We start from the raw sequence: 23,417 nt of genomic DNA, 5'->3' as shown, positions 1-23,417 counted from the left end.
CCGGATCACCGCTCGCGCAGCGCTTCGAACCTTGCCTTGCGAAAGGGTTTTAGAATGTAGTCCAGCACGGTGCGCTCGCCGGTCAGGATATCGACCGAGGCGACCATGCCGGGGCGGATTTCCAGCCGCTGGCCGTTCTTTTCAAGCGCGTTGCTTTGGGTTTCCACGATGATCGGGAAAAAGACCTCACCAGTGGCCTCATCCTGCTCGGCATCAGCGCCAACGCGGGTCACCTGACCGTCCAGCGATCCGTAGACCGTAAAGTCAAACGAAGTCAGCTTGACGCTGGCAGGTAGGCCCGGGCGCAGAAAGGCAACGTCTTCCGGTTTCGCGCGCGCCTCGATCAGCAGGGAGTCATCTGCCGGAACGATGCGCAGAACTTCCTCGCCCGGTGCAATCACGGCACCGATTGTGTGCACGTTTAAGGTCGATACAATCCCGTTCACCGGAGCTCGAAGGGCGGCGCGGTTCACAACATCGGTCGCGCTTTTGAGGCTTTCGTCGATGACGCTAAGCTGGTTGAGCGTATCGGATCGTTCAATGTTGATCTCGGCCCGTCGTTGCAACTCGGCCTCGGTCAGACGGGCGTTGGCTTCGGTCAAAGCGGCGCGGGCCTGTTCGCGCTGGCTGCTTAATGCGTCTCGTTCCTGCCGTCGGGCAGTGCGTTCGCGCTCGACCGGCAGGATTTGCGCCCGCGGGACAATACCGCTGTCGGTCTTGATCTGAATTTCTTCGTCCAGCAAAGTAATATTTTCAGCCACGCGATCCAGTGCGGCGCTGAGTTCTGCGATCTCTTGTTCGCGTTGCTGAACCTGCGCGTCCAGAACGGCCCTTTGTCCCAGATAAGAGGCTGTCCGGCTATCGAACAGCGCGCTTTCTCGCACAGCAAGGGAACCGTCGGGATCAATCCCGACATTGGTGAAATCGGGCTGAGCTGCACCGGCCAGTTCGGCCTCAAGTCGCAGGGCGCGGGCCCGCAGCGCCTGTTGCTGCGCGCGCAACTCGCCCAGACTGGCGGCCGAGCTGGTGTCGTCCAGACGGACCAGAACCTGTCCGGCCTGGACTGCATCGCCCTCTCGCACCTGAATTTGCTGGACGATGCCGCCCTCAAGGCTTTCGACAACCCGCGCCTGACCGGACGGAACAACGCGTCCTGTTGCGCGGGCCAGTTCTTCAATACGCGCCAGCGACGCCCACAGCACTGCACAGCCGAGGATCAGTAGTAACCCCAGCAATACCGCAAACACCCATCCCGAAGACCGGCGTAGTCCTGCCGTTTCCGGGCCACTTGCGAAATCAATCAGCTCCCAGTCCCGGTTACTCATGACGATTCACCGCCGGAGTTTTTTACCAATTGCCGCAGAATGTCGTCCTTTGGTCCATCCGCCGCAATCCTGCCCTTGTCCAACACGACCAGCCTGTCGACCAAACCCAGCAAGCTGCTGCGGTGGGTCGAGACAATCAGGGTCATTGGCCAATGCGCCAGAACCCGCGACAGGTTCTGCACAAAGACCTGCTCGGTTTGCGTGTCCATTGATGATGTCGGTTCATCCAGAATCAGAACCCGTGGACGCGGCAGCAAAGCACGGGCCAGGGCCACAAGCTGCCGTTGCCCGCCGGACAAATTGCGCCCCCGTTCGGTGATTGGCATGTCGAACCCCTGCGGATGCGCGGCGGCGATGCGGTCGACCCCTGCTAATCGTGCGACACGCAGAACATCCTCGTTCGTTGCCTGAGGCACGCCGAAGGCAATGTTTTCGGCCAATGTACCCGAGAAAAGCACCGCCTCTTGCGGGACCAGTTGGATGTCCTTGCGCAGCCGGGCCGGAGCCAACTGCGCCATGTTCAACCCATCCAGCAGAACCATGCCGTCGGTGGGGGCAAACAGCCCCGACAGGATACGCACGAGGCTTGTTTTGCCCGCACCCACAGGCCCGATAATTCCGATCCGCGCCATCGCGGCGCTTGTGAACGACACCTCGGCCAGGGCTGGCACCTTAGTTCCCGGGTATTGCAGCGAGACATTCCGCATCGCATAGGCGCCTTCCTTGGCGGGCGCGTTCAGTGCGGCCCCCCTTGCCACTGTGTCCGAAGGCTGAGACATCAGCGCGTTCAAGCCGCGCAGCGTCTCGATGGCGAAACTTGCGCGGACAAACAGGCCGGACAGGGCGGCCGTGGGGGCCATTGCCCGACCCGACAGGATCATCGCCGCAATGACAGCGCCCATGGTCAGATTGCCCTCTAACGCCAGATAGACACCAATCACCACAATCCCGATAGACGATAGCTGCTGGGCAAAGCCCGTGACCGTAGTTGCAAACGTCGCCAGTCGGCGGCTGCGCTCTTGTGTCGCGGCGGATTCTGAAACCATCCGCTCCCACCTTGCCTGCATGCGGCTTTGACCCGAAACAGCCTTGAGCGTTTCCAGATCACTGACAGCTTCAACGGCAACAGAATTTTTAACCCCTGTTACTTGTCTGTCAGAGTCAGACGCCCGCCGCAAAGGCACAAGGATCATCACCCCCATGACCAGAACAAAGCAAAGCGCAATCGTCGGAGGCCAGGCCAACGGCCCGCCGATATAGGCAATGACCCCAATGAACAGCACCGCGAAAACAAGATCCGTCAGTGAGGCCAAGGTCTGAGACGAGAAGAAATCCCGGACCTGTTCATAATCTTTGAGGTTGTTGATCAGCCCTCCCGTAGGCTGCGCCTGCGCATCCAAACGCAGATCAGAAATGTGACGAAAAATCTCGGACGACACTGCCAGATCGACGCGGCGTGCCACCTTGTCGACAACACGCGCCCGAACCCATTTCAGGATAGCATCCACCAGCAGCGCCAGTCCAACCCCTGCGACCAGAGACCAAAGCGTGACCAATGCCGCATTCGGAAACACCCGGTCATAGACATTCATGGTAAACAGGGGCATGGCCAAGGCCAGAATGTTGATCATTGCCGAGGCCATGATGACCTGCATGTAGTCAGGCCAGAACCGGTTCACGACCTTCCAATACCAGTGGCCGGGACTTTCGGATGAAACGGGGTCAAACTCGGCGCTGTCATCGGCTTGCAACAACAATACATGGCCGGCGTAGAGGTCGGACAGCTCGGTCATTGGCACTGTCAGCGGATCGCTGGACCGTGTCGGCCAGACGAGGGTGGCCTGCGCGCCCTTGATGGCCTGCAGAACGCAGGCATCCCGTCCTGACAAGAACAGGACGGCTGGTAAAACCGACTCGGGTATATCGTTCAACGCGCGCCGTGACAGATGGGCCCGAAAGCCTTGCGCCTCGGCGGCTTTGGCCCCTTCGGTAGGTGTCAGCGACCCGTGGCTATCCAGCCGTCGCCCGGACAGCAGAACCTCGACCCCGATATCATGCCCATACAGCCGTATGCATGTGGCTATGGCGTCGGCGAGCGTATCCTTCGGCCTTGCTTCAAACTGCCAATCCGGCGCGTTACCGGCCGTCTTGCGACCGCCTGAAACCACACGCGGAGCAATGTTAACACGTGCGGTTGCAGGACGGTTTGGCGGTTTTTCACTGGTGATGGCTGTAACTCCGGCTAAAGAGGGATCGTGTCAGTCAAGTGATTTCCTCCAGTCCCGGAACGTGCTGGCATCCAGACGCTGCTCTCCTCCGGTCTGGCTGCGGGGCGTTACGTTCAACTCGTCGCGGGCATAGACGCGGCTGTCCTCGGGTGGTTCAATGCTCATTGTCCTTAGCAGCACCCCGACCGAGGCCAGAATACGATACCGCACATAGTTCTCGGCCGACTTGGCATTCACCAGATTGGCTTCGGCCTGAAACAGCGCGTTCTGCGTATTCAGAACATCCAGCAATGACCGCTGACCGACCGTGAATTCCTGCTCATACGTGTCCCGCAGCTTTTGCGCGATTTTGACCTGAGCAGTGATCTTACGGGTCCGCCGCTGCGCGGTCCGATAGATCGAATAGCTCTGGCGTACCTCGTTTTCGACATTTCGGGTCTGGGCCAAAAGACGTGCGCGGCTTTCGCTGACGCGACGCACCTCTTCCTGTCTGGCCGCACGTTTTGAGCTGCCCTGGAACTGATAGCGCATCACCAAGCCGATCCGCGCGTCAGCAACATCGCCTTCAAAACCGCCAACGTCCTCACCAACGCGTCCGTCAGCTTCGAGGAATAACTTGGGATATGCGTTTGCATTGGTGCGGCGTGATTGTGCTTCGGCCGACCCGACATCGGCCTGCAGGAACCGAATAGTGGGATTGGTGCGGCGCGCAATTTCAAGCGCGGCATCCATATCTGCGGGTAAGGAGTGGCGAATGTCCGGCACGGACGAAAGCCCTTCGGCATCAACACCCACCACGGCAATGAACAGGTTCTTGACGTCTTCCAGATCAAATTCAAACGAAATGATCGTGTCTTCGGCCAAAATCAGACGTTCTTCGGCTTGCTGCAGGTCTCCGATCCCGACAACGCCGCTGTCATAGGCTTTCTGTATCCGTCTGAGGACTTCAACGTGATAGTCCCTGTTCTCACGTGCCAGTTGCACCAGGGACTGAACGCGCAGAACGTCCGCGTAAAGCCGGATCGCTTCCAGAGAAAGAACCTCGGATCTTTCAAGGACGCGCAGGGCCGCAGCGTCAATCCGATAGGCCTGACGTTCGATCTCGGATCGCGTCTCACCAGCGTCGAACAACAGTTGCGAAACGCGAGCGCCGACTTCATAGCCGTCGATCCACCCATCGGCCGCGGAGAGGTCCGGGGTTGTGGTGCCATCATTGACGCTGCCCCCGGCAAAGGCGTCCAGCTCAAAGCGCGGAGCCCAAAAGCTGCGGGCTTGTTGCAGTTCAAATTCTATGGCCTGCTTGTTGGATTCCGCTGCGGTGATCTCCGGGTTGGTTTCAAGAACAAATAAAATAGCGTCTTCCAGAGACAACGCACTGGTGGTTTTTGGCAATGATATCGCCGCAATACAAAGCATTGCCGTGCCGCAAAGAAATTTGCGCATAGATTTCCTCGAAAAGCTCTCCGGTTAAGGGACGCGTTTAGGCCAATTTGTTTAGGAAGATTGCCCAACAATGGGCAATTGGCAACAAATTATTATGATACGTGCGGGCGAGTCGCGCATAGCGAGACGTGAGCTTGTCAAAACACACGGGTCCTGACACATTTCCAAAGACCACCAATTTTATGAGGCCATACTGATGCGTTTACAAAAACTCGCTCGGCTTGTTGTTATTCTTGTTCTTTCGGTACTGCCGGTCAGCGTATTGGCCGAGGTGTTCGGGACCGTAAATTTTAATTTTGATTCCGACCAGTTGGATGCGGAAGGCCAGCGGCAGGTCGATGAAATAGCGGAACGGCTGAAAGCAACTGACAGCTATAAGCCAACAGTTGTGGTTGGGTACACGGATGCAGTTGGTTCAACGGGTTATAATCAGAGTCTTGGGCAAAGGCGGGCAAATACAGTCGCGCGTGCACTGGTTGCTGCTGGCGTATCGGTTGATCAGATCGGAGATATTTCAAGTCGCGGCAAAACCGACCTTCTTATCGCTGTGACCACGGCCGAGCGTCGCAATCGCCGTGTCACCGTAGGTCTGGGAGACATTCTGGCCGCCTGCAGGAGCTATCGTGATGTGCCCCTTTCTGAAACGGCTGCTGGCGACGAACTGCAAAGCGATTTGACGGCACGCCTTCAGGTTGCGGTGGCACAACATGACCAACTCACGAACTCAGGCCGCAACGGGCCTGCATTTCAAATGGCAGGTGCTGCGCGCGAAGACTGTGGTAAAGCCGTTGGACTTGATGCTGGATCTATTCGCAAGGTCGAGTATGCCAAACGTTGTTTCTGCAGTTCTGCCCGGTTGGAAGCCGCTCTGGCGCAATAGTTTGGTCGCTGCTGAAAACAAACTGCAAGTTCAACCGACTTATAGTGCGGCTTGCGCAACAAAATCGACTGAAGACCAAGGTTGTTAGGGTCGTTTACTACTTTGAAGTAGTGGGCTCGGAGCAACCGTTCGCCGCAACCCTTCAAAACGACTGCTTTGCGGGACATTGCCGCCGTTTGGGTGTGGCGTCGCAAAGTCCGCTTTGTTTGCTTAGCGCCTATAGGCAAGAGCGCCCTACCCGCGAAACGATCATGTAGTTAATGTAAGAAAAGACAGTTGTTCCTTTGGCTTACGTGCATTGTAATTGGGATAAACACAAAAACGGCTGGAAACCCCTTTTGCTACTGAGCATTCTTAGCAAGCCGAAAGCCCGTATGGTTTGATCCAAGGCCGCGTTCAAAGGGTTGCCTTGCAGTTGGTCGATAACGCATGCAGAAGGCAGGGGCACAAAGCCACGAACCTCCCTTTACCACGCGCTGAGCTCCTATTTCTGGATGGGAGAAGCGCGCTGCGAGTGCTTCGGAAGGGCCATGAGGGTCGGTTTCCGAGACGTTCGGATGCGTCGGCACCCACCAATCTGACACATGCTCCCAAACATTGCCGACCATGTCGTGAATTCCATAGCCGTTTGGCAAAAAACTGGCGACGGGTGACGTGCCGTGATGACCATCAGCAGCCATGTCAGTCGAAGGAAACTCGCCCTGCCATGTGTTCGCTTTCCAGCCAGACACCGGGTCATAAGGTTCATCCCAGGTTGCACCGTCACCGAGGCCACCACGCGCAGCCAATTCCCATTCAGCTTCTGTCGGTAAACGGCCTCCGGCCCAAATCGCATAGGCTTCAGCATCCTCCGGTGAAACTTGCACGACGGGATGATTATCGCGTCCGTCAATTGTACTTCCGGGCCCCTCAGGTGCTCGCCAGTTTGCACCAGCAACCCAGCGCCACCACTTGTTGGGATTATCCAGATCGACAGGTTCAGCGGGTTGCGCGAACACCATGGATCCGGGCTCAAGTAGCTCCGGCGGCCAGCCGGGGCGTTCTTCTTGTGTCAGGCCACGTTCAGCCGTGGTGACATAGCCCGTCGCGTCCACAAATGCACCGAATTCCGCGTTTGTGACCTCAGTCTTGCCTATGAAGAATGTGCTTACAGTCACAGGGCGTATGGGACCTTCTTCGCGGTAATGCGATTGCGATCCCATATTAAACGTCTGCCCTTCAATTTGGATCATATCCGCCGCCGAAGCGGCGGATACAAAGTTCATTGTACACGAGATAACCAAGATAACAGCCACACGAGTGATCCATTTTTGCGGCCTGATGTCAGGGAAGCGTACCAAGATCATACTCTCACCAATCGTCGTGTCACTGCGTTCATGTGGTGTAACCGGCTATGGATTTACTGCCGCTTCAGCATACGCTGAGCCGCCGCTTCAAGGCTTTCATAGCTTTCACCTGAGACGGACACGGCAACCTCGCGGATGGTTCCGCCTTCGAATTCACCTGGCGTGGTATACAGCTTGCTAACGGCGTCGCCGCTGTCATAGCCGATGCACAAGCCGTCACCCGAAAGCGTAAACTTGCCCGACTGGGTCCGCATATCGCCCGAGGCCACCTCTTGATCGTTGACGTAGAGCTTCATCGACCCAAGAACTTCGCCATTGGCGCCCGTGCCGGTCGCGTCGAACTCCATCCCCAGCGTGTAGCTCCCGGGCTCAAGTTCCACATCCGACTCAAACGTCTGTTCAGGCTGAATTCCGAGGAAGTTGTAGGTGTAGTAGAGCTTTTTGTCCTTGACCACCAAAGCATGGCCGCCAAAGCGTGACCCGTGGGCGAAGATAACACCACTGGCATCCTCTTCCACATCGACGTTTGCGAGGATCTTGTAGTCGCGCCCTCGCACGTTAACCGCCACACCTTCCGGCACACATGTCGTGTTCGGGTAGTAGACATAGGTATCACGAGGAGGTTCCGCCGTCGGGCGTTCGATGGTCAAGATTTCTACCGCGCTGCGGTCATCCAAAGGCAGCACGTTGTTTTTTGCGGCCTCATCGAACCAGACCTGAATCAGTTCCTGAAGTTTTTCCGGTTCCTGTTCTGCAAGGTTGTTTGACTCTGAACGATCAACATCAACGTGATACAGTTCCCATTTGTCTTGATCGAAGTTGCTTGTACCGGTCAAAGGCGCGTGGACCGCAACCGCTTTCCAACCATCCTTCCAGATCCCTCGGGTCCCCAGCATAGTGTAATACTGCACCTCTTTTTGGGTGGGGTCATTGGGCTCTGCATCGAAGGTATAGGCCATTGAAACCCCCGACAGAGGGTATTGCTCGACGCCATTTGCCTCGGCGGGCATTTCCAGGCCGGTGATCTCCAGTATGGTCGGAACAATATCGACCGAGTGGTGATACTGATGCCGGATTTCACCGCCATCCTTGATGCCCGCAGGCCAGGACATGACTAGCGGGTCATTGGTGCCGCCAGCATAGTTCGAATAGCGCTTGAACATCTTGAACGGGGCCGAGAATGCTGCCGCCCAGCCGGTTGGATAGTGGTTATAGGTATCCGGACCACCAAGCGTATCAAGATACTTCATGTTCTCTTCCAGCTCATCCGGGAAGCCATTGAAGAACTTGTTCTCGTTCACCGACCCGTTCGGAGAGCCTTCGCCCGATGCCCCGTTGTCGGCGGCATAGATGATCAGAGTATTCTCGTATTGTCCGGTTTCTTTCAGGTGATCGACAATGCGTCCCACCTGACTATCGGTATACTCCGAGAAGCCCGCATAGACTTCTGCCATACGGGTGAACAATTTCTTTTCATCGTCGTTCAGACTGTCCCAGGGACGCACTGCATCAGCCGGATTGGCGATGCCATCCGGCAGGAAGTTCAACTCGGTGTTGACCGTTCCCTCAGGCACGATACCTTTTTCGATCATCGCCTGAGTGATCTCCTCGCGGTATACATCGTAGCCTTCGTCAAAAACACCCTTGTATTTGTCCGCCCATTCCGCGCCTGCGTGATGCGGCGCGTGATTGGCGCCGGGGTTAAACCACATGTACCAAGGTTTCGACGGGTTAGTCGCTTTCTGATCGCGCAACATCTGGATCGCCTGGTCAGCGAGATCTTTGGACAGGTGATACCCATCTTCGGGGCTATATGGTTGTTCGATGAACCGGTTGTCCTCAACAAGATCGGGATACCATTGGTTCGTCTCGCCGCCCAGGAAACCATAGAAGCGATCAAAACCTTGATTGAGCGGCCATTCCGTGCGGCTGGCCCCAGATGCCACATCCTGCTCGGGGACGTTGTGGTTCTTACCGATCCAGAATGTACTGTACCCGTTGGCCTGAAGCACTTCAGCTACTGTTGTTACTTGCGGAGGAAGTCGACCACTGGCGCCAGGGAAACCATCCGCCGTTTCGGTAATTGCCGCCATACCATTCAAGTGATGGTTGCGGCCTGTCAGAAGTGTCGAACGCGTCGGAGAGCACAATGCTGTCGTGTGCCACTGCGTATAAGTCAAACCCTGCGCAGCCAGATCATCCATGGTCGGCATGTTGATCTTACCACCATAGGGCGACCACGCCCCAAGCCCGGTGTCGTCGTACAGAACAAACAGGATGTTAGGTGAGCCTTCGGGCGCTGCTTTTGGTGTGAACGGCGTCCAATCCGATTCAGAGTCGCGCACGTCCAGTTCAATCTTGCCGTTGAAACCGGGATAGCCCAGAGGCTCCTTCATCTCTGGGGCATTTTGGGCAATTGCGACCGACGACGATACAGCCAGAACTAATCCCATTGTGAACATATAGTGGATTTTCATCTAAAGCTCCTATCTGAGGCTTATTCGCTTAAATTTTCTCAATTGGTTACCAGCCATTCCGCGATGCAATTTTGGCTGAGCACTTAGCGTTTTGACTTCGGATTCCTATATCATGATGGCTGCATATTGTGAGAACACAATAGGCGCGTGGAGGGAAAATGCCATACAAACTCACAGGTTAAATGTAACCACAGTTTATCTCTTATTGGCAGTTCGGCGTGTTTTCTTGTCTTTTCATGCCGCTCAAAATCAGGGCAAGTTATGCGGCAGCCCATTGTTGCGATGACGACCGCGAAAGGCATGGAGCATAACGCGCATGTGGCAATGCCACTAAATCGGCGCGGGCCTCTATAGACTATTCCAATGACAGCTTTCTTCATTTCTCTGTCAATAATCAAGTCCGCAGCGTTTGTCAGTTTGGGCTCGGTGCAGTCATCTGAATGTTTCCGTCAGATGGCAGCTATGCGGACAAAGCAGACGTTAGCGGAACAGGATTTCAACTATCCAAAGTTGACATTCTGAAGGTAGACTGTTTTGACCTCAATTTTCCAAAGCTGCGCCTTGCGAGATTTCGACGGTGTGTATGATCCCGTCGAAAGCAAACGGACGCTCTTCTTCGTAGGACAAGGACACAGGCGAGCCTAGGTCCCGACCGACGTCAAAGCTCTCGGTCGCTGTGAACGCTGCTGGCACAGTTCGAGGCACCTGAACACTTGCGGCTTCCTCTCCATTAACAGTTATGGCAACGTCTGCAGATCCGCCGGGTTTTGAAATCGACGTGTCAATGATGATGCTGTGGCGCCCCGCTGGTAGCGGATCGGTGCGAACCTGTGTGTTTTCGATGATCAGCATGTTGTATTCATAGACCATAACTCCGTCCTGCAAATAGACCGTCAGACCGCCACCCGCGCCGCCGACGGCATAGAGTACGCCGTTCGCCGCGTCGCCGAGTTCCACGTCAATTGTCACACGCGTTGACTGGCGACCGATCCCGGGGGCGGCAAACTCGGGCATGCGCCTGATGTTCGGCCCGAATGTCCATGTGTCGTAATCCGACGTGATCCGGTCTGCGGGGTGAATGCGCAGCCAGTTGCCAGCCCCAATCGGGAAATCCTCGTTGTCCTCAGCAACCTCAAGAAAGCGCGCTTTCATTTCTGCCAGTTTGTCCGGCATCTCTTCGGCCAGATCATTGGCCTGGCTGAAATCCTCCGTGAGATTGTATAGCTCCCAGACATCATTATCGGAATCCCAGTCCGCAATACCGGCGGCAGACCCTGCGCTGTCCCAAGGGGTGAAGGGTCCGAACGTGCCCGCGAACCAGCCGTCAAGAAACAGGCCGCGACTGCCGTTGTTGTCGAAGAACTGCTCCGACTTTTGCGGCGCCGCCTCTGCGTCCTCAAACGCATAGGCAAGGCTTACGCCATCCATCTGCATCTGCGTGTAGCCATTGACGACCTGTGGATGCGGGATCTTCAGGATCTCATAGATGGTGGGGGCGATATCAACGACATGGTGAAACTGCGTGCGCATCTTGCGGTCGTGAGCGATCCGCCCGGGCCACGTTACAACCATCGGGTTGCGTGTTCCTCCGAAGTAGGAGCCCATCAACTTTGTTCCCTTGAACGGCGTGCTGCCTGCCCAAGCCCAGCCAGCGTGATACATGTTGTCCGTGCGGGGGCCTCCAAGCACATCCACACCGCCAATCCGGTCGAGCGCCTCTAATTGCTGGTCGATGGTATTGGGGATGTTGTTCTGGGCGAGAAGCTCGCTGATCGACCCTCGCTGTCCTTCCGAGGACGACCCATTGTCACCGAAAATGTAAAAGATCAGCGTGTTGTCGCGCAAACCCCGATCGTCGAGGCCATCTACCAGACGACCGACTTGCGTATCGGTATGCTCCACAAAGCCCGCAAAAATCTCCATCAGCCGCGTTTGGAATTCGTGTTGGTCCTCTGGGATGTCGTCCCAGCCCTGCATGGTTTCGTCCCGCGGCGTTAGCTCTGTGCCTTCCGGGATCACACCAAGCTCGAGTTGTCGTTTGAACGTGGCCTCGCGGTAGGCGTCCCAGCCTTCGTCAAACTGGCCGTCATATTTGTCGGCCCATTCGGGGAAAATATGATGAGGGCCATGCACGCCGCCCGGCGCCCAGTACATAAAGAAAGGCTTGTTGGGATCGAAGGCGCGATAATCATCCAACCAGTTCAAGGCATCATTCACGAGATCTTCCGTCAGGTGATATTCCGGGTCTCCCACCGGCGGCTCCACCGCGTCCAGATTACGGGTCAGCCGGGGTTCCCATTGCGAGGTTTCCCCGCCCAAAAATCCGTAAAAATACTCAAAACCATAACCCGTTGGCCAGCGGTCCTTGGGACCAATCGCGGTTGTTTCGGTCGCCGGTGTGTTGTGCCATTTTCCGAAGGCTGAGGTGTGATAGCCGTATTCCTTCAAAATTTCCGCAATGGTCGCCGCTTCTTTGGGGATTACGCCGGTGTATCCATCAAAGGCGACTGCGCGTTCCGCGATTGTGCCAGAACCGACGCGCGTGTGGTTCCGCCCGGTTAGAAGTGCGGCCCGGGTTGGCGAGCAGATGGATGTGGTGTGAAACTGAGTGAACGCGACACCTTCGGCGGCCAGCGCATCCAGCGTCGGCGTGTTGACCCCGCCACCAAATGTCGACGGAATCCCAAAGCCCACATCGTCCAGCATGACAATAAGGATATTCGGAGCGTCCTCTGGCAAGCGTTGCTCTGGCTCCGGCCAGGCCATTGTGCTGTCCTGCAACCGGCGTTTCGCCGTTCCGGCCATCGGTTGGGACGGGAAGGGAAGAACCGAACCATCATCCGGCGTCGCTTGCTGCGCCATTGCTGACGGTGGCGCGAAAAGAAAAAGGGACGTGGCAGTGCACAGCGCTTTCGTGATCAAAAAGTTTGACATCATGTCCCTCTAATTTTGCTTTGCATTTACATAGGGTGGCGCCCAGGTTCCCTCGGCGAGACTGTTGTCCGGCACATAGAGACGCAGGTTCATATAAAACGCCCCTTCCGGCGCAGGTAACCAATTGGCGCGCGGGGCATCGTCTGTGGGTGCTTCGTTCTGAATGTAGATGGTCAATGAACCATCCTCTGCGTATTCGAGACCTTCGGTAAACGTACCAATGGAGTACCGATCAATCGGGTTGGCAACGAAGGAGCCATCAGAAGCCTGGTACATCGAAAGCGACCAAAAAGCGGATACGGGTGGCAGGGCATCGGCCTCAAATTGGAAGGTATAGGTTTTGCCGCCGTCCAATGGCGCGCCGTCACTGTCTTTGCGCCCATCCATGTATATTGCTTCTTCAGGTCTGTTACCTCCGGTGTACCATTTGGCCCAGGCCGCACGAAACAAATAGTCCGTTCCCATGATGCCGGCCTGCCTGCTCCAGCGCCACCCGTTGACTTCCTCGCCCGTTGTTTGTGCATTCACGTCCATCAAATGCTGGCCGAACAGATAAGCTTTTGCCAGCCCGGAGCGTTCTGCGTCGGACAAGGATTTGAAATCGAAGCTTGTGTTGCCATCCCTAAATCCGATCTGGGACAGGCTGTCGGCGACGACTGCATCTTGCCCGGGTTTTGGGGGAGTGAATTTCAGAGCGTGCGCGAGTTTGTCGTAAAACAGCAACTCGTCAGGGAGATCAGCCGGCGGAGTGTAGGCCACGCGTGCCTCTGAAAAGGCAACGTCCACTGTGGCTGACTCTCCCGCTAGAAATGCGCTCAGCGGCGTGATCAGCATGCCATCTTGAATTTCGTTCGCGCGTGACACGTCATCTGGCCCCTCGACGCCGACGCGGCCCCAATAGACCGCATTGTCGTAGGCACTCTCAATACGCGAGAGTTCTTCGGGGATCTCCCCTGACCAGCTGGGACCAACGAGTACATAGTCCCCTGCTTTGCGTCCGGTTGTTCGGGTGCTGACATAGCCAAATGTATCACCGTTCGGATCCCAAAGTTGGATCCCGTAATACCTTTCGTCGTCTACTGCAGGGACCGTTAAGACCAGGGGCTCGCGGCTCAAGTCCATAAATGACTGAATGTACAAAGTGTCATTGTTCGGGGTTGCGATCTGTTTGTACTCTGGCCCGCGTAGTTTACGAACACGCGCCAGTTCGTTCACCTGCGAGCGTGGGTTACCTGTGACCGCCTCGGCGTCTTCGGCTGTGCGCCCGCGCATCAGGTCTTCGAAAAACACGACTGGATAGCCCCAGATCACCGCATCCAATGCAAGATAGAAGGCCTGCGCCTCCACACCCTGGAGCCCGCTAAGATCTGGTGGGGCAACCCGTTTGTCGGCCGCCAGAGCAGGTGTAGCGCACAGCAATGCAAGGGTCAGCATCAGTTTTCTCATAGCCCTAGGTCCTTCGGTGGAAACTTGGCGAACGTAGCTGCATGAGCCTTCAACTCAGCGCCCAAAGATGCCGTCCATGCATTGAGGCGGTGGCCGACGGGGTATTCCTCCTTGGGGTCAACGTAGAGATTGAAGAGCCAGGGCGCGAGGCCTGTTGGCACGACTGCTGCCATGTCGATCCAGAGGAACTTTTCCTGTGCGAGCGCCACGTGCAGATGCGCCTTGTACTCTCGCATCCGGATCGCAGCCAGTGTGCCCCCAAGCCAGTTATAGACATGCTCGCGCTTGCTCTCGCCGTCGTCTGCCAACAGGAACGAGGTTTGGTCGATCCCGTCCCAATACCGATCGTCGGGGAGGTTCGACGTTTCTACCCCACCCAATGCCAGAGACGTATCGAACAGATCCATCAGATCAAACAAACCGTCAGACACCCGTCCCGGAGCGATCATTCCTTTCCAATAGGCGATGCCGGGCACCCGAACCCCGCCTTCCCAGGTCGTCCCCTTGGCTCCGCGGAAGGGCGTGTAACCACTGTCAGGCCAGCTGTCCATTTGTGGCCCGTTGTCTGACGTCACAAAGATGAACGTGTTGTCCAGTGCGCCGACTTCCTCCAGCACATCCACGATCTCTCCGATATGGCTGTCCACCTCGACCATGTTGTCCCGATACGGAAACTTCGACGCGCTCGCCCCTTTGAACGCAGTGGCTGCAAAGTTGTCCGCATGCACTTTCATGAATGAATGGCTGATGTAGAACGGTTGATCGCCTTCGCTCAGTTCGCGTATGCGCTTCACTGTGTAGTCTTTCAACTGCACATCGGCCTCTGCCATTTTCTCAACCGAATCAATCGTCTCAATGGTTTGCGTCGTGCCGTCGGCAAGACCATAGATCAGGTCGTTGTTCGATCCGATCGAGCGGTACCGTTCCAACTTGTCCGCATCGAGCGCCAGATCAGGAAAACGCATTTCATAGACGTCCTGGGTGTACTCCTTTTGCGCTTTGTAGAAGCCGTAGAATTCGTCAAACCCCACGTCATGCGGGCGCATTCCCTCTTCTTCGCCGATGTGCCACTTGCCGGTCAGAAGCGTGTGATACCCCACCTCGGAGAGCAGCCCCGCGACAGTTAACTCCCCCTCCCACGGGTTCACCTTGATCTTGTCACCTGCAAGTATGGGCCGGATCAATCCGGTCCGAAACGGCAGCCGGCCCGTGTAGACGGAGGCGCGTGTTGGCGTGCAGGTATACTGCGAATAAGTCGAGGTGAGTTTCAGGCCTTCAGCCGCGAGCGCATCCATTTCCGGGGTCGCCGCGCCAATCATTTCTCCGCCCCCAAAGGCACCCGGATCGCCGTAACCCATGTCATCAACGATGAAGATCAGAATGTTTGGCTTCTGTCCTGCACGCGCTTCAAAGGCTGCGAGCTTTTCAGCGGCTGTTGCATCCTGTTCCGGACGCGGAATTGCGGGTTGCCGGTTCACGGTTTCTGCGACCGCGCGGCTGAGTCTGGAGGCAGGTTCCGGGGCGGCATCTCCTTGAGCAAATACGGGACCGGCGAGCCCGAGACAGAAAGCAAGAAGTGTTGTTCTGATCATTTTGTCCTCATTTCGGAATAAGAATTTTCGCGGTCAGGCCGATGGTGTCTTTCGGCGCACCCGTTTCGTCATAGAAGTTGTGCTCAAAGGAAAGCTGCCATTGCACCGGCACGCCTCCCATCTTGATCAGTTTGGAGATCTTTGCGCCGAACGGTAGGCTGGTGAACTCACTCGCGTCCCAATCGTAAACAAAGGTCATGTCAGACGTGCCAACGGACCAGCCATTGCCCAGCTGATAGGAAATTATCGGCTGTAGTGTTGATAGATTGACATCCGGACGGGAGTCATCACCGGCTACAGTAAAAATGTTCTGGTTAAACACACCTGCGAGGCCCCAACTGGAACGCGCAACGAATCCCAGAGCAGGCCCGAGCCCCCACTTTTCGGCACTTACACCGCTGGCTCCCGTTGGCAACAGCGCAACGACGCCGACGCCAAAGCGGCCCCAGTTCCGGTCAAACGCAGCCAGATTGAAAAGCGTTGCATCCCCAACCCCGGTTTCGCCCAGATCATTGCGCGTTAACCCCGGCAGGGTGAGCCGGGCAATATTCGACACACCCCCGATCTCGAACGGGATGGCCGCGCGAAACTGCACCGTGTTTCGCTTGCCCGATGAGCCGTGTACGGAACTGGTGAAAAAGTCTTGAAACTGAAATGACATCAGTGACGCTGTTGGATCACTCGCCTGACTCTCGAGACTTTGCTCCTGCGCCTGCGCCACGCCGGAAACGAGACACAAAACGCTCAAAAAGCACGCGGCGCGCATCAGAACACGAGCCCCAAGGTGATCCAGAGCTTGTCGCTTTCAAACCGACGCTTGGCTCCAAATTCGCTGATATACTTGGCTTTGAACGTCACTGGTGTTTTGCCAATAGCGGTGCTCCAGCTGACGATAGGACCCGCACCGTACACCCGCGCTTTGAGGCTTTCCGACCCGGTGAGCTGGCGGATCGACTCCGCCCCCGCTCCACTATCCTCACCTAGCTGTTGATAGGCATATCCGGTGACACCGAGCGCCAGTTTGTTTGGCAAGTGCCGCATGACGGTGGCTTCCAAGTGCATTTCTGGCGCAGTCTGATAATCCGTTGCATCGTTCTTCTCACTGAATGTCACGCCCAGTGCGCCCGTGTATTCCCAACCCGTAGCCGGATCGAACCAGGTCATAGAAATGGTCGGGTCGAAGGCAAACCGGTTCTTACCGGCGTTCAATGCGCTAATCGTGCGGCCCGGCACGTCAACCTGCGCCGTGCTGTAGCTGCCGGTTGGCAGAAAGAACTGAAGGGCAAGCATTGTGTTCAACTTGCCGCGTGACCAGTTCATCAATGGTGTCAGGGTGATATCACCAAAGGCATTCTCCCCGGTGTCTTCGATCCGACCAGAAAACCCCGTTCCCAGCACTTCATTGTACGTGCCGTCCGCAGAAACATAAGGAACGTTGATATTCAGCCCCAGCCGCGTATCACCCCAGGTTTCCCTAAAAACATGGGTAAAATTAAACTTGTACGTAAAGACATCGATCTCGGCACCTGTTGCCACGATCCCACCTGAATTGAAGGTTGGCGCGCTGCCGCTGAAAAACACGAAGTCGTTGTTCCAGTAGTTTCCCGGCGGCGGCAATATCCCGGCAAAGCTGTCACGGCTGCCCAACAGGTAGGTTTCGATTCCTCCCTCCACCGCAGCCGCGTCACGCGCATCTAGGAGCCAAGGAAAAATTAAACAAATCAGAAGTTTCTTAAAAGATCTTGCCACGAATCCTCTACCAATCAGATCAATATGCTGTGATGTAGGCTAGACGAGGCCTTACCCATGATTGTAACTCTGCGCACAATCTTGGAGGAAAAATGAGCAAAAAAGCGCAACAGGCTATCTCTTCTTCCGCATGGTTGTCGCAAATCCCTAATGGTATTGCCGAAACACTTCTGGCACGCGCGACGGAAGTGAGTTTCAAACGCGACGCCCTGATCTATGAGTTCGACGACCCACCAGGCGGGATTTATGGTGTGCAAAGCGGGATTGTTGCGATCCGGACCGACGATGGTGATACAGGCGTTGTCTACGGCCAGTTGTTTGGCGTTGGAGCATGGTTTGGCGAAAGCGCGGCGCTCTTGGGCATGCGCCGGCAGGTTGGTGTCACGGTGCTGTCCGAGACTGCGAGGCTCTATTCTGTCTCCCGTGCATCGCTGGAACAAACTGCCGCGCGTGACGCCACGCTTTGGAGAGCCTTGGCAGGCCTATCTGCGCTGAACAATGGCGTCGCGATACAAGTCGCGCGTGACTTGATGATCCGCAAACCACGGGAACGCTTTCTGGCCGTCTTGAAACGTCTTTCGAAGAGTATTGAACCGGAACAGTCGCTGCCTTTGTCCCAAGATGAATTGGCTGTTATGTGTGCTTTGTCTCGAGGCAGCATATCTCGGCTTCTGTCTGCCCTGGAAGAGGAGGGACAGATCGAAAGGTCGTATCGGAGCATAAGACTTTTGGCGCCCTAGTGTTTTGAATTAACAACTTCGTTTCGAACGATTGGATAGTAGGACCGTCAGTGTTTGTCTTTCCGTGACTGTTTGACCACAACGACCGTTCAACCATTTGTATTAGGTCTCCTCTGGGCTCGAAGCCGTCGTTCGCTACGCTTTGTACGAATGACCGGTTTTGGTGAAAGCAACCATCAGCCGATTGCATCGTCAATGTGGTATTGCGAGAGCTGCGTTTTAAGCGATCCGGGGCGACCGGGGGCCGCAACCAAGGGCGGGGCTGTAACGGCCCATGTAGCCAGAAGGGGTAAACTGCAATAACTGGTCTTCCAGAAACTTAGCCTGTGCGTCTCGGGGCCAGGGCTGCCAGAAACTCGGCTGGGCTTCGGTGCAAACTCGTCATGTGTGGGCCTCGTCATACAAACGCGCAATGCGCTCAAATCTGGACTTGATCCGCTTGAGCCTGTCAGACCGACCCAACGCCATCGCAATAATCGCATTGGCGCGCTCGTACTGGTCAGACAATTTGAAGGCCCGTCGCTTCTCACCCTTCCAGAACCGATGGCTGTTCTTGCGGCAGGTCGGTGTGCAGAACACGTGGCCTTTCCGGTGTGGCGTAAATTCGGTGCCGCAATAGAAACACCCGAACCGAAAGTTCCAGTTGTCAGGGGCAAGCATCGGTCCAAAGTGTTCGGTCAACTCGCGCAGCACCTTCTTGCGCCAGTAATACCGCCTCTGACGTGCAGCAGGATCAGACCCATCTATGTCAACCATTGCCCGGTAATCAGCGGCCACGTCAGGCGGTAGGCATGACAGGTACATGTTCAGCAGTTGAGGATTGAACCCACCACCGCGCTGCTTCGCCAACAGCGGGTTGTCAGGGTATTTCGCGTAACGTGAGGCATTTCGGGTCGTCATTGCTCGAAATCCCCTTTTAGATCGTCCATTTACTCGCCCGGTACGGATCAGCCGGTGTCGGATCGTCCCTGACCAGATACCCCTCAATCAGATTGTCGAACTCTTTTGCATCCTGTTCGGCCTGCGGCACGTCGTCAGGCTTCTTACCGAACGCGCGTTCGATCTGGTCCAGCCTGTCCAGAATGTCCTTGTTTGTTGCTGCTTTTCCCATGGTTTCAGCCTACAAACGGGACACCCTTGGGGCAAGGTCTTTCAGACATCATGTTAATATATTGAATATATTAGGTAATTTGGGTTATAGCATCTGATTGGGAATAAGGCGGTCCCGCTATTCTGCCGCCAGAATGTCGTCAAACCCGACCGCTTCGGGCTCGGGCTCCATTTCGACCAGTTGGGCCTCGGCCTTGGCGCTCAGTTCGTCCAGCCTACGCTTGACCTCTTGCCGGTGCATTTCCTCGGCAGCCGTTCGGACCACGCCGCCAGCGATTGACCCGGCAGCCTTTGCGGCGGACACGCGCACGGACGGTTCGGCTTTGGTGTCTTCGGCAATGGTGACTGCGACTCGGGTGCTGCGTTCCAGCACGTCGAAGTAAAACGGCAGGTCGATTGACGGCACTGCATCCTTTTTGATCTGCTCTTCGACCGCTTGCTGGTGCGCTTCGACGACCGCGTTCAGCGGCTCACAATTGTCCCTATGGCGTCGGACTGAGGCATCACTGACCCCTGCCTGTGACGCTATGCGACGTAAAGCGACGTTATCCGCCAGAGCCTTATCAACTTGGGCTCTGACCTCACTGCCCTGATTGCAGATTGCGCATGTCCTCGACATGTTCCAGAACCTCGTCTGTTTGATCCTCTCCCGGTGTTGCACACCAGCTTTCGAACCATTGTGCATAACGGTCCAGTGCCCAGTCAACTATGTCCCCCGGCTGCCCGATTTCGTGCATCAGTTTCAGGGCGTCTGGATGCTTGGAAAGCCCTAATATTACACGCAAAATTGCCCTTGTGTTCTCGCCAGTCACGCAGCCTAACCGGGCGGATAGTCGGGCGGCTGTAACGGCGGTTTTGCGCAATTCCAGAGCGTCTTTCGGGCTTCCGTCCAGTATGATGCGCAGCGCACGGGCCAGTTCGATTTCATCATTCAGGTGGCTATGGTAGGGCGGCATTTTCACCGGCTAAACTCCTGTCCCGTTTGCGACGTTATGGTACGTTATCCTGCCGGGGCGGCTCCAGATTGGTCGAAAAACCGTCCAAAAACCGGCCTTTTGGGTTGATGGATTTGAGGGGTTGAGGGTTAGCACAGTACTGTGGCTCTATATATAAAAGGTATGTTTTTTGAATTTATAAATTTCCCTATATAACTACAGTACTGTGCTAGCTCTCAGGGTATCAAACCCCTCAATTTTACTCTGCTCTGGTTGTGCGTTTTCGGCACGTGTTCAACCAGAACCCGCCGCCTGACCGGCTAAGGTGGGCAAATCGGTCTGGAATGCGCCTCAAGCTGCATTTTCGCCCTCGTTTCCGTCTTGGTCTGCTCTGTCCACCACGACAACGCGCGTCATGATCTCGTCATTGTGCAGTTGGACGTCGTTGTGCATCTGCTGCATTTCGGCATCGCTGAATTTGGTTTTGAACTTCAACCCGCGCCATGCAACCGCGTTGGTTTTAAACGGCGTGCCGTTATCGCGTCGCCGGTTAAATGATACGTGGCCTTTTTTGATACCTCGGATTGATCGCGCCTTTTTGGTCATTTGCTTACCGAAGCCCTCCTTACTGTATCCGGCGACATTGGCGTTCAGGCAGTAGGTGTGAAACACGGCAAACAGGTCGGCGACGGCAATTGCGTCGTCTTGCTCTCCGGTGAACTCCACCATATCGCGCAAGAACATGCCCACGGGGTCTTGCTGCACTTCCGCCTCACTGCTCATTAAGTTGTGTGTCGCGGACAGTGAGAATTGGTAGTGGTTCGTGACCAGCCGTTTATAGCCCTCGAATGCCCACTGCACGAAGCTGTCGCGGTGATCCCAGAGCCGGGCCAGCAAGCCGGGGTCTTCGATGCCGTAAAAGCTGTTCGGGAACTCGACAAAAATAAACCGGGATGCCAGCACTCCGTCGCTGTCGCGCATTTGTGGCGTTGAGTTTGACATGATCAGGAACCGAACCGACAGGGTGCCGTTCCAGTCCGGCAAATACTTGCGCGGCACGGTTTGCGGGTCTTCGCCGATAATGGACAACAGGGCTTCCGTCAGGTCGGATGTGCCGGTTTTGGGGTTGATCCGCATATCGGCGTTGATCGCCAGCGTTTTGTCGATCAGGTTCTGCATTCCTGCGGTGGCTTCAAAGGACCGTGTTTTGATATTGGCGACGGTGCCCAGCAGCTTGTTCAGCAGTCGTCCATAGGTGCCTTTGCCGGATCGTTTGACGCCGATCAGCATGAATCCTTTCTGCGCCGCCGTGTCGGTTGCCATCAGGTAGCCGGTGATCTCCTGCAAGAGCGTGATCTGGTCCTGCCCGTGTCCGTTGGGGTATACGCAGCAGTCGTCCAGATAATCCTTGAACGGCGTTTCATGCAGCGGTTTGGCGTTTGTGTTCCAATTGGCGTCAACGGATATGGTGTTGAAAAAGAGCGGTGTTGGTTTGACCAACCGCAGGGTGTCCACGTCCAGAATGCCGTTGGCAAAGACCATGGCCCGCTCGAATGGCGGTTCCTTCATCTGCCAACCGAGTTGGTTGATTTCCGTCAGGGTTTGCACGGCTGTGACCACTTCGGCCAGCCATTTGCGGTCGGGTTCTGCGGGTGCCGGAATGGGTGGGCCACCGGGATTAGGAACAAGGATGTAGCAATCTTTTGCCATCCATCGGTAAATCTCGCGGGCGATTTCGCTTGGTGCGGTGCCGGTGCCGGGTTCTGTTGGCGACCAGTGTGCGCCCTGCCACCTGTAGAACGCGCCCTGCCACGTGCCCAGAGTGTATTCCCACCGCGCCGTGCCGTTGGTGGTTTTGACCGCGTGCGAATAGAACCTGTGCAGAAATACCTCTGCTGTTTCCGTGTGGTCGTATCTGTCGATCAGGTCGGTTCGGTCTTGAAACCCTTTCCCGTCCTCGGCGCGTTTCTGGTCTTTCTCCGAAACCCCACCGCCGCTTTTGATCATCTGGCTTAACATGCCGCGCAGTGCGGTGATGCGCTGCTTGTACCCTCTGGCTTTGGCCTCTGCCATCAGGCGTTGCAATTCCGGTTCGTGATCCATTTCCGGCAGGTTCGCGATACGGGTCATTTCTTCGCGCATCCAAGCGCGGTTTTCGTCGTTTGTATATTCAGCCATCCCCGAAAATCCTTGCCATTGCCTGTGCGCTGAGCGTGCGCTTTTTGCCGGTGTTTGCGGCGAGTGCGTCGCCTAGGACCGGGACCACGGGTGCGCCCATGTCGCGCAGGTGGTCGCGGAACGCACCAGACCGTCTGTCGCGCCTCTTGCACGCGTCGTGGTAGCAATTGAACGCCCGTGTCTCGTCTGCCGACGTGGGCGGGTGGTAGTATGTCCCGCCCTGTGCCGCGTTGGTGTGTTCCTCGTACCAAGGGCAGAGGATCGGCACCCATCCAGCCGTCACCGGGTTGCCCAGCACCATGTTGTTCGCAACCAGCCATTCCAGCATGGGATCGCCGTTTGGCGCGACCGCCACAGGGCCAGCGTGCGTGGGCGTGAACGTGGGGGATGCATGTCGTTCGACCACTGGCACCTGAAAGCCCTTTTCGACCAGCACAGAGGCGTTAAATCGCCTGTCCCAGTCGGCCCAGACCAGACGGGCCTTGGTGTCTTTGCCCGGTTTGATTGATCCCGGCAGCCTGAGGATGCGCGTGCGGTCTTTCACGCCTGTGTCCGTGATCCCGCCTTGGGCTGCGCTTTCCATGATCGTTTCCACCAGTGTGGCGTCCCGGCAGATTTCGGTCAGGGCGTAAATCCATTGCTGGCTGCCCGGTTTCGTTTCGATGATCGCGGTTGGTTTGACGGGTGGTTCCTTGATCAGCTTGCCGTGCTTGACCTCGCCCACGTCGTCCAGCCCTATGACTGCCGTGCCGGTCCAGCGGTTCAACCGCCGTCGGAAATCGCGCGCGGTGGCGGGCGTGTTCCACTCAAAAAGGCTCACGCCGTAGTGCGTGTATTTGCCCCTGACCTTTCGATAGGGCCACGGGATTGCGACGAACTTGCCGTCACTGCGTTGTTGACCGATACAGACGCTTTCCGTTGGCGCGACCGGATACCGGCGCGGATCGAAAAGACGGTGTAAGAACTCTTGCGGTTCCATTGGGTGCTGTCCCTGTTGTTGGCCCGGTTAGCCTCTGATTTCGCGGGCGGTGGTG

General features: G+C 56.4%; 18 protein-coding genes. 2 read left to right on the top strand and 16 right to left on the bottom strand.

The genetic code is table 11. The annotated features are described in order from the left end of the window. Positions 1 to 5: 5 nt before the first annotated feature. From GS636_RS06805 to GS636_RS06795, 3 genes are all read right to left on the bottom strand, one after another. Positions 6 to 1,325, bottom strand: coding sequence for an HlyD family type I secretion periplasmic adaptor subunit (locus GS636_RS06805; protein WP_171668908.1), 1,320 nt, complete (start codon positions 1,323 to 1,325; stop codon positions 6 to 8). Beyond that, the gene (locus tag GS636_RS06800) at positions 1,322 to 3,493 is read right to left on the bottom strand and encodes a type I secretion system permease/ATPase (protein ID WP_371808699.1); all 2,172 of its coding nucleotides are present in this window, start codon (positions 3,491 to 3,493) and stop codon (positions 1,322 to 1,324) included. The genes GS636_RS06805 and GS636_RS06800 overlap by 4 nt, the downstream gene beginning before the upstream one ends. Before the next feature lie 90 nt (positions 3,494 to 3,583). Continuing rightward, the gene (locus GS636_RS06795; RefSeq protein ID WP_253762664.1) at positions 3,584 to 4,996 is read right to left on the bottom strand and encodes a TolC family outer membrane protein; all 1,413 of its coding nucleotides are present in this window, start codon (positions 4,994 to 4,996) and stop codon (positions 3,584 to 3,586) included. Between the two features lie 196 nt (positions 4,997 to 5,192). On the opposite strand from GS636_RS06795, the gene GS636_RS06790 reads away from it, so the two are divergent. Beyond that, positions 5,193 to 5,876, top strand: coding sequence for an OmpA family protein (locus GS636_RS06790; RefSeq protein ID WP_171668907.1), 684 nt, complete (start codon positions 5,193 to 5,195; stop codon positions 5,874 to 5,876). 341 nt (positions 5,877 to 6,217) lie between these two features. On the opposite strand, the gene GS636_RS06785 is transcribed toward GS636_RS06790, so the two are convergent. The 7 genes from GS636_RS06785 to GS636_RS06755 form a co-directional block, all read right to left on the bottom strand. Continuing rightward, complete coding sequence (locus GS636_RS06785; protein ID WP_216602842.1) at positions 6,218 to 7,108, bottom strand: formylglycine-generating enzyme family protein; 891 nt, start codon at positions 7,106 to 7,108, stop codon at positions 6,218 to 6,220. Positions 7,109 to 7,275: 167 nt separating this feature from the next. Beyond that, positions 7,276 to 9,699: an arylsulfatase gene (locus GS636_RS06780; protein WP_171668905.1), complete on the bottom strand. Its 2,424-nt coding sequence runs from the start codon at positions 9,697 to 9,699 to the stop codon at positions 7,276 to 7,278. A gap of 540 nt (positions 9,700 to 10,239) precedes the next feature. Beyond that, positions 10,240 to 12,633, bottom strand: coding sequence for an arylsulfatase (locus GS636_RS06775; protein ID WP_253762663.1), 2,394 nt, complete (start codon positions 12,631 to 12,633; stop codon positions 10,240 to 10,242). A gap of 9 nt (positions 12,634 to 12,642) precedes the next feature. After that, positions 12,643 to 14,079, bottom strand: coding sequence for a DUF1254 domain-containing protein (locus GS636_RS06770; RefSeq protein ID WP_171668903.1), 1,437 nt, complete (start codon positions 14,077 to 14,079; stop codon positions 12,643 to 12,645). Next, a complete protein-coding gene (locus GS636_RS06765; RefSeq protein WP_171668902.1) occupies positions 14,076 to 15,671 on the bottom strand; it encodes an arylsulfatase in 1,596 nt (531 codons plus the stop codon). Before GS636_RS06765 ends, GS636_RS06770 begins: the two co-directional genes overlap by 4 nt. Positions 15,672 to 15,678: 7 nt before the next feature. Further along, entirely contained in the window at positions 15,679 to 16,392 is a 714-nt protein-coding gene (locus GS636_RS06760) for a hypothetical protein (protein WP_371808698.1), read from the bottom strand. Positions 16,393 to 16,436: 44 nt separating this feature from the next. Further along, a complete protein-coding gene (locus tag GS636_RS06755; RefSeq protein WP_171668900.1) occupies positions 16,437 to 17,345 on the bottom strand; it encodes a transporter in 909 nt (302 codons plus the stop codon). 167 nt (positions 17,346 to 17,512) lie between these two features. Between GS636_RS06755 and GS636_RS06750 the strand changes: the two genes are divergently transcribed. Beyond that, positions 17,513 to 18,160, top strand: coding sequence for a Crp/Fnr family transcriptional regulator (locus GS636_RS06750; protein ID WP_171668899.1), 648 nt, complete (start codon positions 17,513 to 17,515; stop codon positions 18,158 to 18,160). A gap of 381 nt (positions 18,161 to 18,541) precedes the next feature. On the opposite strand, the gene GS636_RS06745 is transcribed toward GS636_RS06750, so the two are convergent. From GS636_RS06745 to GS636_RS06720, 6 genes are all read right to left on the bottom strand, one after another. Continuing rightward, entirely contained in the window at positions 18,542 to 19,060 is a 519-nt protein-coding gene (locus tag GS636_RS06745; protein WP_171668898.1) for a hypothetical protein, read from the bottom strand. Between the two features lie 16 nt (positions 19,061 to 19,076). Continuing rightward, complete coding sequence (locus GS636_RS06740) at positions 19,077 to 19,271, bottom strand: hypothetical protein (protein WP_171668897.1); 195 nt, start codon at positions 19,269 to 19,271, stop codon at positions 19,077 to 19,079. A 117-nt stretch (positions 19,272 to 19,388) separates the two neighbouring features. Next, on the bottom strand, positions 19,389 to 19,889 hold the full coding sequence (locus GS636_RS06735; RefSeq protein WP_171668896.1) for a hypothetical protein: 501 nt from the start codon (positions 19,887 to 19,889) through the stop codon (positions 19,389 to 19,391). Continuing rightward, positions 19,852 to 20,226 (bottom strand): hypothetical protein, encoded by a 375-nt coding sequence (locus tag GS636_RS06730; RefSeq protein ID WP_171668895.1) that lies wholly within the window; start codon positions 20,224 to 20,226, stop codon positions 19,852 to 19,854. Before GS636_RS06730 ends, GS636_RS06735 begins: the two co-directional genes overlap by 38 nt. A gap of 330 nt (positions 20,227 to 20,556) precedes the next feature. After that, a complete protein-coding gene (locus GS636_RS06725; protein ID WP_171668894.1) occupies positions 20,557 to 22,383 on the bottom strand; it encodes a DUF5906 domain-containing protein in 1,827 nt (608 codons plus the stop codon). Further along, complete coding sequence (locus GS636_RS06720; protein WP_171668893.1) at positions 22,376 to 23,362, bottom strand: hypothetical protein; 987 nt, start codon at positions 23,360 to 23,362, stop codon at positions 22,376 to 22,378. The genes GS636_RS06725 and GS636_RS06720 overlap by 8 nt, the downstream gene beginning before the upstream one ends. Positions 23,363 to 23,417: the final 55 nt, after the last annotated feature.

Origin of the sequence: Ruegeria sp. HKCCD4884, from assembly GCF_013110855.1 — a bacterium.
GTDB lineage: Bacteria > Pseudomonadota > Alphaproteobacteria > Rhodobacterales > Rhodobacteraceae > Ruegeria.
Note: the sequence above shows the minus strand (reverse complement) of the source record. Positions and strands in the feature narration are given on the sequence as shown.

Coding starts and splice junctions, on each gene's coding strand:
- GS636_RS06790 (WP_171668907.1), top strand. CDS start 5,193: ATGCGTTTACAAAAACTCGCTCGGCTTGTTGTTATTCTTGTTCTTTCG.
- GS636_RS06745 (WP_171668898.1), bottom strand. CDS start 19,060: ATGACGACCCGAAATGCCTCACGTTACGCGAAATACCCTGACAACCCG.
- GS636_RS06740 (WP_171668897.1), bottom strand. CDS start 19,271: ATGGGAAAAGCAGCAACAAACAAGGACATTCTGGACAGGCTGGACCAG.
- GS636_RS06750 (WP_171668899.1), top strand. CDS start 17,513: ATGAGCAAAAAAGCGCAACAGGCTATCTCTTCTTCCGCATGGTTGTCG.
- GS636_RS06730 (WP_171668895.1), bottom strand. CDS start 20,226: ATGCCGCCCTACCATAGCCACCTGAATGATGAAATCGAACTGGCCCGT.
- GS636_RS06770 (WP_171668903.1), bottom strand. CDS start 14,079: ATGAGAAAACTGATGCTGACCCTTGCATTGCTGTGCGCTACACCTGCT.
- GS636_RS06780 (WP_171668905.1), bottom strand. CDS start 9,699: ATGAAAATCCACTATATGTTCACAATGGGATTAGTTCTGGCTGTATCG.
- GS636_RS06785 (WP_216602842.1), bottom strand. CDS start 7,108: ATGATCCAAATTGAAGGGCAGACGTTTAATATGGGATCGCAATCGCAT.
- GS636_RS06765 (WP_171668902.1), bottom strand. CDS start 15,671: ATGATCAGAACAACACTTCTTGCTTTCTGTCTCGGGCTCGCCGGTCCC.
- GS636_RS06775 (WP_253762663.1), bottom strand. CDS start 12,633: ATGTCAAACTTTTTGATCACGAAAGCGCTGTGCACTGCCACGTCCCTT.
- GS636_RS06725 (WP_171668894.1), bottom strand. CDS start 22,383: ATGGCTGAATATACAAACGACGAAAACCGCGCTTGGATGCGCGAAGAA.
- GS636_RS06735 (WP_171668896.1), bottom strand. CDS start 19,889: ATGTCGAGGACATGCGCAATCTGCAATCAGGGCAGTGAGGTCAGAGCC.
- GS636_RS06805 (WP_171668908.1), bottom strand. CDS start 1,325: ATGAGTAACCGGGACTGGGAGCTGATTGATTTCGCAAGTGGCCCGGAA.
- GS636_RS06720 (WP_171668893.1), bottom strand. CDS start 23,362: ATGGAACCGCAAGAGTTCTTACACCGTCTTTTCGATCCGCGCCGGTAT.
- GS636_RS06795 (WP_253762664.1), bottom strand. CDS start 4,996: ATGCGCAAATTTCTTTGCGGCACGGCAATGCTTTGTATTGCGGCGATA.